General features: G+C 48.0%; 10 protein-coding genes and 1 pseudogene. 10 read left to right on the top strand and 1 reads right to left on the bottom strand.

Annotation, left to right across the window (positions count from 1 at the left end; genetic code table 11):
• Positions 1-58: 58 nt before the first annotated feature.
• The gene (locus tag QZH36_RS04010; protein WP_253454512.1) at positions 59-460 is read left to right on the top strand and encodes an H-NS family histone-like protein; all 402 of its coding nucleotides are present in this window, start codon (positions 59-61) and stop codon (positions 458-460) included.
• Between the two features lie 213 nt (positions 461-673).
• Here QZH36_RS04010 and QZH36_RS04005 read toward each other — a convergent pair whose 3' ends face one another.
• A complete protein-coding gene (locus tag QZH36_RS04005; protein ID WP_253454511.1) occupies positions 674-1,348 on the bottom strand; it encodes a GntR family transcriptional regulator in 675 nt (224 codons plus the stop codon).
• Between the two features lie 112 nt (positions 1,349-1,460).
• Between QZH36_RS04005 and QZH36_RS04000 the strand changes: the two genes are divergently transcribed.
• From QZH36_RS04000 to avs5, 9 genes and pseudogenes are all read left to right on the top strand, one after another.
• Positions 1,461-2,141: a DUF2848 domain-containing protein gene (locus tag QZH36_RS04000; RefSeq protein ID WP_253454510.1), complete on the top strand. Its 681-nt coding sequence runs from the start codon at positions 1,461-1,463 to the stop codon at positions 2,139-2,141.
• Positions 2,142-2,152: 11 nt separating this feature from the next.
• On the top strand, positions 2,153-3,496 hold the full coding sequence (locus QZH36_RS03995) for an amidase (RefSeq protein ID WP_301729690.1): 1,344 nt from the start codon (positions 2,153-2,155) through the stop codon (positions 3,494-3,496).
• Between the two features lie 2 nt (positions 3,497-3,498).
• Entirely contained in the window at positions 3,499-4,134 is a 636-nt protein-coding gene (locus QZH36_RS03990; RefSeq protein ID WP_301729689.1) for a DUF4286 family protein, read from the top strand.
• On the top strand, positions 4,127-5,437 hold the full coding sequence (locus tag QZH36_RS03985) for an MFS transporter (protein WP_253454507.1): 1,311 nt from the start codon (positions 4,127-4,129) through the stop codon (positions 5,435-5,437). The genes QZH36_RS03990 and QZH36_RS03985 overlap by 8 nt, the downstream gene beginning before the upstream one ends.
• Before the next feature lie 744 nt (positions 5,438-6,181).
• Positions 6,182-6,437, top strand: a pseudogene (locus tag QZH36_RS03980) (Arm DNA-binding domain-containing protein); the annotation flags it as partial.
• 544 nt (positions 6,438-6,981) lie between these two features.
• Complete coding sequence (locus QZH36_RS03975) at positions 6,982-9,291, top strand: tellurite resistance TerB family protein (protein ID WP_301729688.1); 2,310 nt, start codon at positions 6,982-6,984, stop codon at positions 9,289-9,291.
• Positions 9,292-9,294: 3 nt separating this feature from the next.
• The gene (locus tag QZH36_RS03970) at positions 9,295-10,611 is read left to right on the top strand and encodes an ATP-binding protein (RefSeq protein WP_001515184.1); all 1,317 of its coding nucleotides are present in this window, start codon (positions 9,295-9,297) and stop codon (positions 10,609-10,611) included.
• Entirely contained in the window at positions 10,608-12,806 is a 2,199-nt protein-coding gene (locus QZH36_RS03965) for a DEAD/DEAH box helicase (protein WP_139565350.1), read from the top strand. Before QZH36_RS03970 ends, QZH36_RS03965 begins: the two co-directional genes overlap by 4 nt.
• Positions 12,807-13,225: 419 nt before the next feature.
• The gene (gene avs5 / locus QZH36_RS03960; RefSeq protein WP_301729687.1) at positions 13,226-15,535 is read left to right on the top strand and encodes an AVAST type 5 anti-phage protein Avs5; all 2,310 of its coding nucleotides are present in this window, start codon (positions 13,226-13,228) and stop codon (positions 15,533-15,535) included.
• Positions 15,536-15,855 lie beyond the last annotated feature (320 nt).

Here is a 15,855-nt window from a genome sequence, read left to right as displayed (position 1 = left end):
TGCCGCTGACGGCGAACGATCGCCGTTTTATTAATCAGTAGATTTAAGGAAATGATGTATGAGTTTTACCCTGAGCAGCCTGAAAAATATCCGTTCGCTACGTGCACAGGCGCGCAATATGGCTACAGAGGATCTTGAAGAGATACTATCAAAGCTGAAAATTATCGTGAATGAACGTCGTGAAGCCGCCAGCGCGCAGGCAGCCGAAGCCCGCGAAAAAGCGGAAAAGCTGGCAATGTACCGTGAACTGATGCTTGAAGACGGCATTTTACCGACAGAACTGGTCAATAATTTGCCGCCCGTCGCCCGTGCAAAAAAGAAGCGCGCGCCTCGTCCCGCAAAATATAAGTACCTCGACGGCAATAATGAAGTCAGATACTGGACCGGGCAGGGCCGCACGCCGACACCTGTTAAGAATGCCATTGCAAACGGTCAGTCGCTGCACGATTTCCTGATCTAATCGATCGGATATCAGGCCAATAAGGCAGAACGTCAAGGCTGCCTTATTTTGCCTTACGGCTCTTTAAGAGCAATATATCAATTACGCCGTGCAGAGTGGTCTTCTGGCGCTGAAGCGTATCTTCCTTTGATTATAAATCCCGGCCCCGCAAACCGATCGCTGCGCTAAACCACTCAGGCCCGACAGCCCCGGTTGCAGGCTGCGGTCAGCTTTTCAGGTAGAGAGCAGCGCGCGTCTAAAAGAGTCAATATGCGCGCGGGTTGCTGCCGTCACGCGCTGAATATCCCCGGAGGCCAGCGCCGCAATAATTTCATTATGCTCAGCGATAACCTCATCCATATGGCTGACGCTCGACAGCGTTGTCGCCCAGAAGCGCTGCGCCTGCGCGTGAATAACGCTCAGGATATCCGCAAGCCGTCGGTTGCCCGCAATATCCGCCAGCACCTGGTGAAACTCGCGATCCAGTAACATCATTTTCTCTCTGTTGCGCGAGCCGCCGGCAAGCCCGATCTGCTGATTCAGCTCGCGCAGCTGGTTAAGGTGCGCCTTATTTACTTTCTGGCTGGCAAGCTGCGCGCACAGCGTTTCGTTAACCAGCCGCACCTCAATCAATTCCAGCGCATCATCGATCGACAACGGGGCGACCATAACGCCCTTGCGGGGAATGATTTGTAGCAGCCCTTCGGTAGCCAGGCGGTGGATCGCCTGATTGATCGGCGTGCGCCCCATTTCCAGATCGTCCATTACCTGGGCGGTATTAAGATAATCGCCGGGCTTGTAACGCAGCGTGATCAGCCTGTGCCTGAACGCCAGGTAGGCCTGTTCGTTCAGCGACAGATATTTTTTCCGCTCGATCGGGTTCACATTTTCACCAGCTGACTCATTCATGATGCCGTTCCTGTTTAAGCCTTTGCGACATATTACACAAAAAGCTGGCATGAAAATCGCTAGTTTGAAATGCGAGTGAAATTTCACTCTAATTTCAAATGAGGGTTTTGCCATGCACCTACAGTTCATTACCGGCGACGAAGCCGCAGCCAGACTCGATGTCGACGTAACCCGCTTTGTTATTGCGGGCTGGGCAGGGCGCGATCGGGATGCCGTCCTGCACCATATTCGGGAGCTTGAGGCGCTGGGCGTGCCTGCTCCTGGTGCAGTGCCGCTTTTTTACCGCGTCGCCACTAATCAGCTCAGCCAGAACGCCTTGCTGGAAGTCGTGGGCAACGAAACATCCGGTGAAGCCGAACCTTTCGTCTTTTTTCATCGCGGAGAGTGCTGGGTTTCTCTTACCTCCGATCACACCGATCGCTATCTGGAAACCTTTAGCGTGGCGCTTTCCAAGCAGGCCTGCATCAAACCGGTGGCAAGCGGCGCGTGGCGCATGCGCGAAGTGGCGGAGCACTGGGATGCGCTGGAGCTGACTTCCTGGATAAAAGAGCAGGGCGAATGGGTGGTTTATCAACAAGGTTCGCTGTCGTCGCTGCTGACTCCACAGGCGCTGCTTACGCGCTATCTGGAGGGCGAAACGGCCGCTGACGGCCTGGCCATGTCCTGCGGCACGCTGAGCACTATCGGCGGCATCCGTCCGGCCAGCGAGTTTCGGATGGCGCTGCACGATCCGGTGCTGGGCCGCACGCTGGAGCACACTTACCGCACCGGCGCACTGCCGGTCGTTGCATAAGGAGCGCGGCTATGACGACACTCTGGCAGGCAAGTCAGCAGCTACAGGCGGGGAACGTTCAGCCTGAAACTTTCACGCAGGCGGCATTGGCTGCCGCACGCGATCCTGAAAAAGAAGGCTCGCGCGTTTTCATCACTCGTTATGAGGCGCAGGCCACGCAGCAGGCTATTGAGGCGGGAGAACGCTGGCAAGCCCGGCAATCACGTAGCCCGATCGATGGGCTTCCCATCAGCATTAAGGATCTGTTCGATGTAAAAGGCGAGGCGACGACGGCGGGTTCACGCCTGTTAAGCGATGCGCCGGTCGCCACGGCGAACTCGAGCGTGGTAGAGAAGCTCAATCGGGCTGGCGCCGCGATAGTCGGTAAGACCAATATGACCGAATTCGCCTTCTCCGGGCTGGGCATCAATCCGCACTACGGCACGCCTGCCAACCCGTGGCGGCGCGAGGAGAAACGTATTCCCGGCGGCTCCTCTTCCGGCGCGGCGGTGGCCGTAGCGGATGGGCTGTGTCTGGGCGCTATTGGTACCGATACCGGCGGTTCCGTACGTATTCCCGCCGCGCTCTGCGGCCTGACCGGCTTTAAACCTGGCGCCAGCCGAATCGATCAGGCGGGCACGTTGCCGCTTGCGCCTTCGCTGGACAGCATTGGCGTTATTGCGCATGACGTTCGCAGCTGCTGGCTGCTTGACAGCATCATTGCCGAAAAGCCTCTTGAGATGCGGGAGTCGGATCTGCGCCACGCCCGCTTTGCCGTACCGCAAACTCGCGTTCTGGACGATCTTGATCGGGACGTAGCGCAGGCATGGCAGTACGCGCTTGATCTTCTCCGGGAAGCCGGGGCCACGCTGGTGGCCTTGCCGCTTACCGAGCTGGATGAGCTGAACAGCCTGAACGCGCGCGGCGGTATTACGGCTTATGAAGCCTGGCAGTGGCATCAGCGTACGGCTTTGGCCCGGCCCGAAGCTTACGATCCGCAGGTGCTGATGCGCCTGCAGCGCGGCAGCCAGCTGACTGAACAGGATGCCGCTGAACTTTATCAGCAGCGCGCAGCCTGGCAGCGGCGTATCAACACGGCGCTGGAAGGCTTCGACGCGCTGCTGATGCCCACCGTGCCGAAGATTGCGCCGACTATCGCTTCGCTGGACGAGCCGCAGCGTTATATGGAGATCAACGCCCTGATGCTGCGTAACACCAGCGTTATCAACATGCTGGATGGCTGCGCCATTTCCTTACCCTGTCACCCGGCCGGTCATGCGCCGGTTGGCCTCAGTCTTGCTGCCGTTCATGGCGACGATGCCCGCTTAATCAGCTGGGCTGTTGCCGTGGAAACTGCCCTTACCCGGAGATCCTGAAAATGAAGCAACCTCACGGCATGCTGTTTGTCGCCACCAAGATCGGCGCGGATGATGAAGCGGATTTTAACCAGTGGTATGACCATGAACACGTTGAGGAGCGCGTGGCCATCAGCGGCTTTTTAAGCGGCACGCGCTACCAGGCGATTAACGCCGAACGTAAATATCTGGGCCTGTATGAAACCGAATCGCTGGAGGCTTTTACCAGCGTGGACTATCACGCGGCGTTCACGCGCCAGACCGAGTGGTCGGTGAAAAATCTGCAAAAGATGGTCAACCCGATGCGCCGGGTCAGCGCCGTTACCCATACCCACGGTAAAGGCACCGGCAGCCAGCTGGCGGTGGTCACGCTTGCACAAGCGGTCGACAGCGCGGCGCTGAGCGCCTGGCAGCAGCAAATCGGCCAGACGCCGGGCTATATCTCTTCCAGCCTGCTGACGCCCGATGCGGATCTGAGCACGCCGCTGCCGATGGAAGGGAAAGAGAACCGCCAGATGCTGCCGATGCTACTTATCAGCTGTAGCGATGCGCCATGCTGCGATCGGCTGGCTTCCGTTGCGGCAGAACTGCTGACGGGCGAGGTGCAGCGCTATGCCCTTAGCTGGACACTAACCCGACAGGAGATGACTCATGGCTGATACGCACTCCACGCTGCATCAGGCGGTACGCCCGAAGCGAAGCAAATCAAAAACGGGTCGCCTGGCGGCGGCCAGCTCGATTGGCACGGCTCTGGAATGGTATGACTTTACTGTTTACAACATTATGGCCGCGCTGGTGTTTAACCACGTGTTCTTCCCCAGCTTCGATCCGCTGGTCGGAACGATCCTGGCGTTCTCTACCTATGCGGTCGGCTATATTTCCCGGCCGCTGGGCGGCTTTGTCTTCGGCCATCTTGGCGACGTCGCCGGTCGTAAGGCGGTGCTGATTATTACGCTGGTGATTATGGGCGTCACGACCGCCCTGATGGGCCTGCTGCCGGGCTATGCCGTTTGGGGGATCTGGAGCCCCATCCTGCTGGTGGCGCTGCGCTTTGTGCAGGGCATCGCACTTGGCGGCGAATGGGCCGGCGCGGTACTGCTGTCGATGGAACATGGCGATGCCGACAAGCGCGGCCGCAATGCTTCTTTCGCGCAGGTGGGGCCTTCCTGCGGAACGCTGATCGGCACCGGCTTTATCACTCTGGTGACGGTAGCCATGAGCGCCGGACAGTTTCAGGCGTGGGGCTGGCGCATTCCTTTCCTGCTGAGCCTGCTGCTGGTGATGTTTGGCCTGTGGCTGCGCCGTGGCGTAGAGGAGACGCCAACCTTTGTGGCGATGCAGGCGGCGGAGAAAACCACGCATACGCCGCTGAAAGAGGTTTTTCTTAACTACCCTAAACAGCTGCTGATTGCCGGTGGCGCACGTATCGGGTCGGATGTGCTGTACGCGCTGGTGGTGGTGTTCACGCTGACCTATGTGACTACCGTCCTGCATATGCCGCGCCCGCTGGCGCTGCTGGCGACGATGCTGGGCGCCATTGGCAATGCCGTTACCGTGCCGATGTTTGGCGCCTTGTCGGATAAGTGGGGAAGGCGCCCTGTTTACATTACCGGCGCGCTGCTGGCCGTTGTCTGGTCGTTCGTGTTTTTTGTACTGCTCGACAGCACCCAGCCGGTATTGATCGTGCTGGCGGTGATTGGCGGCTTGCTGATCCATGCCATGATGTACGGCCCGCAGGCGGCGTTTGTCACCGAGCAGTTTCCCGGTCATGTACGTTACGCTGGCTCTTCGCTCGCCTATACGCTTGCCGGAATTGTTGGCGGCGGTTTCGCACCTTTAATTATCACTACGCTGTATAAAGAGATGGGCAGCACGCTGTGGGTGTCGCTATATGTTTGTCTGGCGCTGGCGATAACGCTGTTTGCCGTGTGGAAAGCGAAAGAGACGGCGCACCATCGCTAACAACAGGTGGCGAAGGAATGCCACAACATATTATTTTCCCCATTTTGGTTGCGTCCTGCCTCTACTGCACCCGATATCTCTTCGACTGACGAACCGCGAACCGCGCTGGAAAAAAATCAGCCGGGCGGCGGCTTCTTTACTCCTGGCAGGCAGTTATAGCTTATACCGGCTGTTAAACCTGAACGGACGTAATTTATCGGTAGTGATTGTAAGAGCGGGGACAAGGGATACACCTATCTGCAATATATTATTAAAAATAATAATGCCTGTCAGGAAGCGATAAAAACCATGAAGAAAAGCTCGCTGTTATCTTTAGTTAAGGCTTGCGGGGGAAGATTCCTGCTTCATAAATAAAAAGCCATCTGCATAGCAGATGGCTTTTTTATAAAATTTACTTTTCTCTGCGGCTGACAGGTATCAGCGGTAGATTAGACGTTAAACCGTGATTTTAATTATATTTTATTGATATTTATGTTTTATTTAAAAATTAGTCTTTAGAATACTCATTCTTGTACTCATTTTGGAGTTGGCTTGCTTTCGTAAGGCGAAGCTCATAGGTTCTACTCCTATTATCGCACCAATCAAGTATCTCTCAAAGTCTACTCCAGTTCACTGAAAACCATTATAATCAGCATCTTCCAGCTCTCGCTTGCATTCTGACGTCTACTGACACCCCCCAAAATATACATGCATATGGGGGTACATTTGGGGTATGTGCTGTTCGGTCTTATGGATATACCCCCAATGAAACTTAACGCCCGTCAGGTTGATACCGCAAAGCCAAAAGATGAACCTTACAAACTCTCTGATGGTGGGGGACTTTACCTTTTGATTATTGGCGGCTTAAGTACCGTGTTGTAGACAAGGAGAAGTTGCTTGCTCTTGGGGTTTATCCCGACGTGACTTTGGCTGATGCTCGTAGTAAACGTGAAGAGGCTAAAAGGGGCATTGCTGTTGGGATTGCCCCAATGTAGCGAAGAGAGAAGAGAAACTAGCCCGATGCCCTCATTGCCGAATCAGCCTACCGAGGATTTTTGCAGAGAGATCCGACGCTGCTAACCAATCAGAAACAAAAGGAACAGGAGGAAATCCGTGCTCAAGAAGTTGAACGTCACCAGCGTAGGAATTTTATACAGAAACTTACTGTGTGGTTTGTTCGTGTCACTAGAGTATGAAATGCATTCTGCACGGTTCGCCGTCGGTGAACTCATTTCCCGTTAGCAGAGTCAGTTCTGAGAGCAAATAGATAAGGATAATTGCCGCCAGCTCTGCATCCATGTAACAGCTACTCGTATGTTTATGCAGAACCAATTCAACTTCATTCTGATGCGAATGACTCACAAGCATTCGCATACCTTCAAAATTTCTGCTTGAAAAGCATGCTTAATCAATAATTATTTTCCTTTAAATCAATAAATTAATTTTGATTGCATTTTGGTTTGAACCCTTGCGATTTAGACGTATTATTTTGAGATTAATCCACTTGCTCAACCTTCATTGCTGCTTATGAGTGTGCGTGAGGAATGATTTTAAGGTTATATATCATGGAGTTATTGAAGATTCTGGCGGCGATTTTAGTCATTTACTTGTTGTTTTTTAGAAAGAAAAAACGTAAATCTCCAAAGTCTTATGCTTCAAGCCCCGTGAAAGCACCGCCAAAAGAATGGCTCGCTGACATCAAGAAAAAAGAGGCGGTTGTGCGAAACGATGATAGTGAAGACGATAATCTTGCAACTTTTACATTGAGCGGTGGCCGGGGTGTTGAACTTCGGCTGACAACCAATCATTACCGGAACACCTCAAAGTCAGCAGGTGCACTAGCTCGATGGGTACTTCCGGGTGAGATGATAACTGTGGCTGGTGTAGCAATTAGCGGTGGCCACATTTACGTGGGGCAACGCATGAAGCCCTCCGGTCAGGAATCAGGCGGCTATTATGACGATGGAAGTGAGGCATCATTAATTGATGACACATGTAAGATAAAACCTACTGCTTATCTTTACGAGGACAGTTCATTAGGATACTGGCCCAGTTTTTCCTCTCTTTCCCCAGAAGCACGCGGTGCGTATGTCAGTTGGCTTGCCAGCGATAGGTCTGATCCATCGTGTCCTATCGGCTATGTTTTTATCTACCTCTACGGCCTGGAAAGAAAAGCGCTCGTAGATTCCACTGACCCAAAATTCCCTGATGCTGAGTTCCGTAATCTGTTCAATGAAGTCGCTCGGTTAAGATCGGTATTCATTGAGAACCGCTCCTTCCGTGGATATTCGACCCAATTACTCGAAGCCATGTCTATTCTGCGCCCGAACATGGGCTTAGCCACTGAGCTCGATAGCAATTCAGGTTTCAGCAACAGCATGCAATTTAAGCTGGCTCTGGCAAAAACTGTACATGAAGGAGTTCCTGTATCAGCTGAACTGGCGTTGAACTGGGTAATAAACCACACCGAGTATTCGCTGCGTACCCCGGCTCGCCGCTGTGCTAAAGAGTTTGCTGCGCTTTTCAAACGGCGTTACACCCTCAAATATGGTGAAGGGATGGTCGTTAAGGCGAATAAAACGCGCCTAAGGTTAGATTACACACCAGCAAGTCCTAGTTTGCGAGGTGTTCGACTTCCTGTTCCCGACCTGCCTGATCCAAGTGCGTTGAAGAGCCCTGTCCAGAAAATTATGGCTCTTGCCGACATATGTACGGATGAACTTGATGCTTATAGTCGCTACCTTGGTAGGAAAGGTACGTCAGTCAATGATACGGCTGCAATTATGTTGCTCCCTTCAGAGATCGTTAATGAAAGTGCAGAAAAAATATTAAGCTCATTCAAACGCTGGGCTGATGAGGCGATCCTCGTCAAGGAGGGGTTAGTCTCAGTTGCTGACTTTTGGGCACATATGAATGCCAGTTGCCCCAATAAGATCAATAAAAAAGAGGCCGATTTGATGCAGGCCTTTGCTCTGAAGATGGGTTACGGTGTGGCACCTGACCCGTATTATCACCATGTGAAGGCGGATGTTGATGGGACACTTGTTCTATTCCATGCCGCCGAAGATGGACGCTTCTCACCTTCTCCTGAATTTATCTCAGCCGTAATGACGCTCAGATTAGGGGCGATGGTCGCCTTGATTGACGATTCTCTTGATCAAGCTGAACAGAAAGTGCTTGAGAATGCCATCAACAACAATCCTGGCTTCACCGATGATGAAAAACGCTCTCTACATGCGTATTTAACGTGGCAACTTCATACCCCAGCCAATATGACAGGAATGAAAAGCAGGATTGAGTTGATGGGGGCCGCGGAAAAAGCTGCTGTGGGTAAAGTTATCGTTAGTGTTGCCTGTTCGGATGGGACAATAGCGCCTGCCGAAATCAAACAGCTTGAGAAGATTTATTCAAGTTTGGGATTGGATCCCTCATCTGTCTCGAGCAATATCCATCAGCATTCCGCAACTGAACATGATCTCGTCTCGTCTGTACCAACTGATCAGCCAGCAGCAGGGTTCACACTGGATGCTAATGTACTTGCTCGCCACGAATCTGCCACGGATGATGTTCGTAAATTGCTGAACACAATTTTCACCGAAGAAGAACCGGAAGAGCCAGAAAGCGCTCCCGCCTCATTAACGGAGGCAGGGGGGCTTGACTCCGCACATAGCCAGCTTTATCGCAGTTTGCTGGAGAAAGAACAGTGGTCCCGAAAAGAGGCGACAGAATTGTGCGGAAATTTGAATTTGATGCTCGGCGGTGCGCTTGAGGTGATCAATGACTGGTCCTATGCGGTGGTTGATGCTCCAGTACTGGACGATGCCGATGATGATATCTGGGTTGACCTGGAAATTGCCAAAGAATTAGAGGGATAGTGAATGTCTGTAACACGTATAAGAGTGAAAGAACGTGACGCTATTATTCAGTCACTTAAGTCAGGTGTAACGCCAAGGATAGGCATTCAGCATATCCAGGTTGGCCGCGTGAATGAGATCACCGCTCTCCACCAGGATATTGAGAGGATTGCTGACGGTGGTGCAAGCTTCAGACTTATCATCGGTGAATATGGTTCTGGTAAAACGTTCTTTCTGAGTGTTGTACGCTCTATTGCGCTAGAGAAGAAGCTGGTGTCAGTCAGTGCAGACCTTTCTCCTGACAGACGCATTCACTCATCGGGAGGTCAGGCTCGTAATCTCTATTCTGAGCTTATGAAAAACATGTCCACCAGAAACAAGCCGGATGGTAATGCGTTACTTAGCGTTGTTGAAAGATTCGTTACGGAGGCAAGAAAGGAAGCGGACACGGACGGCTCCGAGGTTTCATCAGTTATTCATAAACGCCTGGCAGCTCTGTCAGAGATGGTGGGTGGATATGACTTTGCGAAGGTCATTGATGCATTCTGGCGCGGGCATGAGCAGGATAACGAAACGCTAAAATCCAATGCTATTCGCTGGTTGCGGGGAGAGTACACCACCAAAACTGATGCCCGTAACGATCTCGACGTTCGGACTATTATCTCAGACGCTTCATTCTATGATTCTTTGAAGCTGATGAGCCTTTTTGTCCGCCAGGCAGGCTATGCCGGTCTTTTGGTCAGCCTCGACGAAATGGTGAACCTCTTTAAGCTGAATAATACGCAAGCAAGAACAGCGAACTACGAACAGATTTTGCGGATACTGAATGACTGCCTGCAAGGTTCAGCCGAGAACATTGGTTTTATCCTCGGGGGGACGCCAGAGTTTCTTTTCGATCCGCGTAAAGGTCTTTACAGCTATGAGGCGCTCCAGTCGCGTCTGGCGGAAAACCGGTTCGCGCAAAAAGCAGGAGTGATTGACTACTCATCCCCCACTTTGCATCTTGCCAGCCTCACCCCTGAGGAACTGTATATTTTGCTGAGAAATCTTCGTCATGTTTATGCAGGTGGAGATCCAGAGAATTATCTGGTACCAGATGAGGCACTGACTGGATTCCTGCATCACTGTAGTAAAACCATTGGAGACGCTTACTTCCGTACCCCCCGTAATACCATAAAAGGTTTCCTGGACATGCTGGCCGTGCTGGAACAAAACAGAACGATGAACTGGCAAACACTAATCGAGGGTGTGGCGATTGAAGAGGACAGGCCCAGCGATATGGATGACGCCACTACGGAGGAAAGCGATGACGACGACGGACTGGCGAACTTCAAACTATGAGCAGTGCCTACGATAGCCTCGATCCCCGCGTCCGTAAGTGGGTTTACAAGCAGGGGTGGTCTACATTAAGGCCCTTGCAGGAGAGTTCTATCCCGGCAATTTTAGCCCGTGATCGAGACGTGCTAATCAGTGCAGGTACAGCAGCGGGTAAAACAGAGGCTTTCTTTCTTCCTGCCTGTTCGGCAGTTGCAGATCTCACGAATGGATTTGGCATCGTCTATATCAGTCCGTTGAAGGCATTGATTAACGATCAGTACCGTCGTCTTGGGAGCCTTGGAGATGCATTGGAAATGCCAGTGACTCCCTGGCACGGGGATGTACCACAAAGCAAAAAGAAAAAGGCTCGGACGAACCCTGCTGGCATTTTACTGATTACACCTGAGTCACTTGAGTCTTTGCTCATAAATTCAATGGGCTGGCTCAAACAGGCTTTTTCTTCAGTCGCATACATCGTTATTGATGAGTTTCATGCTTTTATTGGCTCAGAGCGTGGTGTACAGCTGCTTTCTCTGCTCAATAGAATTGACCATGTGCTAGGACGCCAGGTAAATCCAATTCCCCGCGTTGCGTTGAGTGCCACGCTGGGGGAACTGGAGAAAGTGCCCGAAATGTTGCGCCCGGACAAACGACTCCCCTGCGTAACTGTTACAGATAGTAATAGCACGGCCACTCTTCAGGTACAGGTCAAAGGGTACCTGGAGCGAGTGATCCAAAAAGAGGAAGAACTTCAGAGTTCAGCTGAACATGACGTTTGCGCTGACATTTTTAGACTTTGCCGTGGCGATTCTCATTTGGTCTTTGCAAACAGCCGAAAGCGCACTGAAAGCATAGCGGCAACGCTGAGCGACATGTGTGAGGAACAAATTGTTCCGAATGAATTTTTCCCCCACCATGGTTCCCTTGCCAAGGAATTACGTGAGGCGCTTGAATCTCGTCTTCAGAAAGGAAATTTGCCCACAACAGCTGTTTGTACAATGACGCTTGAGTTGGGAATTGATATCGGTAAGGTTAAGTCGGTTATCCAAGTTACGCCTCCGCATTCTGTTTCCAGTTTGCGCCAGCGTATGGGGCGTTCTGGGCGACGCGATTCCCCATCAGTACTCAGAATGCTAATTACAGAAAATGAGCTTACTGTGAGTAGCAGTATCGTTGATCACCTACGACTCCAGTTGGTGCAATCGATGGCAATGATCAGGTTGATGATCTCTAAACAATGGTTTGAGCCTGCCGATTCCCGGCAGATGCATTACTCCACGCTGCTACACCAGATTCTTGCAATTACCGCACAATGGGGTGGAGTTCGCGCCGACCAGCTCTGGTCACAACTATGCCAGACAGGGCCGTTCAGAAATGTAGATTTAAACGATTTCAAAAGCCTGCTTAAACATATGGGAGCATGTGGCCTACTCACTCAACTTGCTAGCGGCGAAATGGTTGTTGGGGCAGAGGGGGAGAAACTGACTAACCATTACACTTTTTATGCCGTGTTCAATACACCAGAAGAGTTCCGCATTGTCACCGGAAACAGAACCCTTGGAACAGTGCCTGTGGACTCCCCACTGCTACCAGACCAACACATCATCTTCGGTGGGCGGCGCTGGAAAGTGACAGAGATCGAGACAGAGAAAAAAGTTATCTATGTAGAGGCAACCAAAGGCGGTCAGCCACCACAATTTAGTGGGGGAGGTATGTCTGTTCATGATGCCGTTCGTCAGGAAATGCTCGCTATCTATAGGGAAGGTGATTACCGCATAGCAATAGGTAGCAAGAAAGTAGATTATGCCGATACTGCCGCCAGAAACCTATTTGCGGAAGGCTGTAGTAACTTTCAGCGTTTTAAACTTCAAAATGAGTGTTTTATTACGAGTGGACAACATTGTTACGTAATACCCTGGATGGGGGATAAAGTTGTGAATACGATCACTGCTTTGCTCATACGTTGTGGTTTTAAAACAAATTCATTTGCTGGAGTTATAGAGATTGATGATGCAAGTGTAGCAACTGTTCAACAGGCGCTTAAAAAAATGCTGTTGTCAGGCTTACCATCTGCATTTGATCTTGCCGCAGATGTTCCAGAAAAATTCTTGGATAAATACGACGAGTATTTACCAGAATCCCTGCTTGCGAAAGGATTTGGGGAAAAAGCGTATGACATTGAGGGGACTTGTGTTTGGTTCAAGCAGCATCTTAAGTAAACTAGCTAAGCAATAAGGGCGATCGGCTCTCCCATAGATCGAGGCCGAATGATGTTAGCAATGTTCACTCTTGGCTCGAATCTGCCAGAAATCGAGGTCATATGGTCTGCTTTGAGTGAGGAGCGCAAATGGATAAAGCCCTCATGAGTTCTTTTTCAATGACCTAACTTTTGAGAGGCACTGGGTTAGATCATGTTTCATGTTTGCAATACAATATATATTTAAACTTAGGTTTATAACGTAAATGTTAGTTCCTGATCTAAACCAGATTATTAATCACTCCTAGAGTGAAATGAGTTAGGCCAAGAGTTGATAAAATTAACAGGTTTTTTTACAATATCTGGATGTTTGCTAGCGAACAGGCATCTAAAATAACTATGCTGAGCTAAACTTACAATTCAAATTGTACCGAGGATAAAATGCAAGTACAACATCATACTGAACCAAACTTGAAGAATGAGATTGTGGCTTTATTTAAGGCTTCTCAATTGATACCTTTTTTTGGCAGTGGATTTACTAGAGATATTAGAGCAAAAAATGGTAAAGTTCCTGATGCTATTAAACTTACGGAGTTGATTAGGAATATAGCGGCAGAAAAAGAAGGGTTAACACAAACAGAAATAGATGAAATTCTAAGAATCAGCCAGCTTAAAAAAGCGTTTGGACTTCTAAATATGGAGGAATATATACCCAAACGAAAATCGAAGGCATTATTAGGTAACATTTTTTCAGAGTGTAAACTCTCTGATCACGAAAAGACAAAAATAATAAATTTAGATTGGCCTCATATTTTCACGTTTAATATTGACGATGCTATAGAAAACGTTAATAGGAAATACAAAATTCTGCATCCAAATCGAGCAGTTCAGAGAGAATTTATATCTGCTAATAAGTGTCTATTCAAAATTCATGGCGATATTACTGAATTTATTAAATACGAAGACCAAAATCTGATATTTACTTGGCGTGAATATGCACACAGTATAGAAGAAAATAAATCCATGCTATCCTTTTTATCTGAGGAAGCCAAAAGCTCAGCTTTCCTTTTCATAGGTTGCAGTCTTGATGGAGAGCTTGATTTAATGCATTTATCAAGAAGCACACCATTTAAGAAATCAATTTATTTGAAGAAAGGATATTTAAATTTAGAAGAAAAAATAGCTCTTTCGGAGTACGGCATCGAAAAAGTAATTACCTTTGACACTTACGATCAGATATATCAATGGTTAAATAACACACTTCAGAATGTTGAGCGAAAATCCCCCACAAGAAGTTTCGAACTCGATGACTCCAAGTTAATGAAAGAAGAGGCTATAAATTTATTCGCTAATGGAGGCCCTGTAACTAAAATAGTGGATAATAAAAGAATCCTGCGAAATTCTATAACTTTTTCTCAACGAGATGTCTGTGATGATGCAATTAAAGCACTACGTAATCATGACTATATCCTAATTACAGGTCGACGTTTCAGCGGAAAATCTGTACTTTTATTTCAAATTATTGAGGCAAAAAAAGAATATAATGCCTCTTATTACTCTTCGACTGACACATTCGATCCTTCCATTAAAAACTCATTGATAAAATTCGAGAATCATATATTCGTTTTCGACTCTAATTTCTTTAATGCACAAAGCATTGATGAAATTTTAACCACAAGGGTGCATCCTAGTAACAAAGTTGTTTTATGCTCGAGTTTTGGTGACGCAGAGTTATATAGATTCAAGTTAAAGGATAAAAAGATATTACATACCGAAATTCAGATTAAAAATAACTTGATTAATGAAGAAGGTAACTATCTCAATGATAAGCTTTCTTTTGAGGGGCTACCACTTTATAAATCTTCAGAAACGTTGTTGAATTTTGCTTATCGATACTATAGCGAGTATAAAAATAGACTAAGTGGTTCTAATTTATTTAATAAGCAATTTGATGAAGATTCTATGTTTGTTTTGATTTTAATTGCAGCTTTTAATAAAGCCACATATGGTCATATCAACAGTCACAATAAATATTTTGATATTCAGAATTTTATTTCGCAAAATGATAGATTATTTGAATTGGAGTCAACTAACACAGATCCAAGTGGAGTTATAATCTGCAATTCACCATCTTGGCTTTTAAGAGTTATCAGTGATTATATTGATAAAAATCCTGCATCTTATAAAACAGTATCTGATTTAATAATATCTCTTGCGTCAAAAGGATTTCTTGCAGCATCAAGGAACCTTATAAGCTTTGATAAACTAAATGAACTTGGGAATGGAAAAAATCTCCATAAATTTATCAGGGACATATATAAGGAAATTGCACATACCTATCGTGAAGATATGCACTACTGGTTACAAAGGGCTAAGTCAGAATTAATATCGGCACACACAATTGATGACCTCGTCGAAGGAATGAGTTATGCAAGCAAAGTAAGACTCGATAGTGCCGAGTTTAAAAATCAAACTTATTACAGTGCCACATTAGTATTAGCGCAGTTGTCTGCAAGGGCTCTATCTATAAATAATGATAAAATATATGCGCTGAGCTTCTTTGAAAGTAGCCTAGAATCCATCCGGAATTATAATAATAACTCAAGGCACATAAACAAAATGATGGATAAAAATGATGGTGGCTTTAGATATGCAATACAATATCTTAAGAATAATCCATTAATAGAACTCCTTCCTCGTAAGGACGAAGTTAATGAATTAATTAACTTCTATGAGAGTCGTAAGAAATAATCATCCTTAAATTAATAAATGGCAAGTAACTCATTCTCTTGTCATTTATTAAAATCTTAAGAGCCTTATCCCGCAAAGTATTAATCTGAGCTAATAAGATTGTTTTTTAGCTATGTCATTATTTTATTGCCAATATATTTACACTTAAGCATTGACAGGCAGCGGATAGTTATTTTTGGCTTGTGAATAAGCCTTTTAATAATAGAACTGTAAGACAATCGCTCTGATTTTTTGAAATTTATCTCAATGTTAAATTCTTCCGCTTTTGGCACAAACGGGCTAGAGCAGACAGATTTAATGAGATAAGGGTATAGATGAAT

Origin of the sequence: Erwinia wuhanensis (assembly GCF_030484085.1) — a bacterium.
Classification (GTDB): Bacteria; Pseudomonadota; Gammaproteobacteria; order Enterobacterales; family Enterobacteriaceae; genus Erwinia; species Erwinia aeris.
Note: the sequence above shows the minus strand (reverse complement) of the source record. Positions and strands in the feature narration are given on the sequence as shown.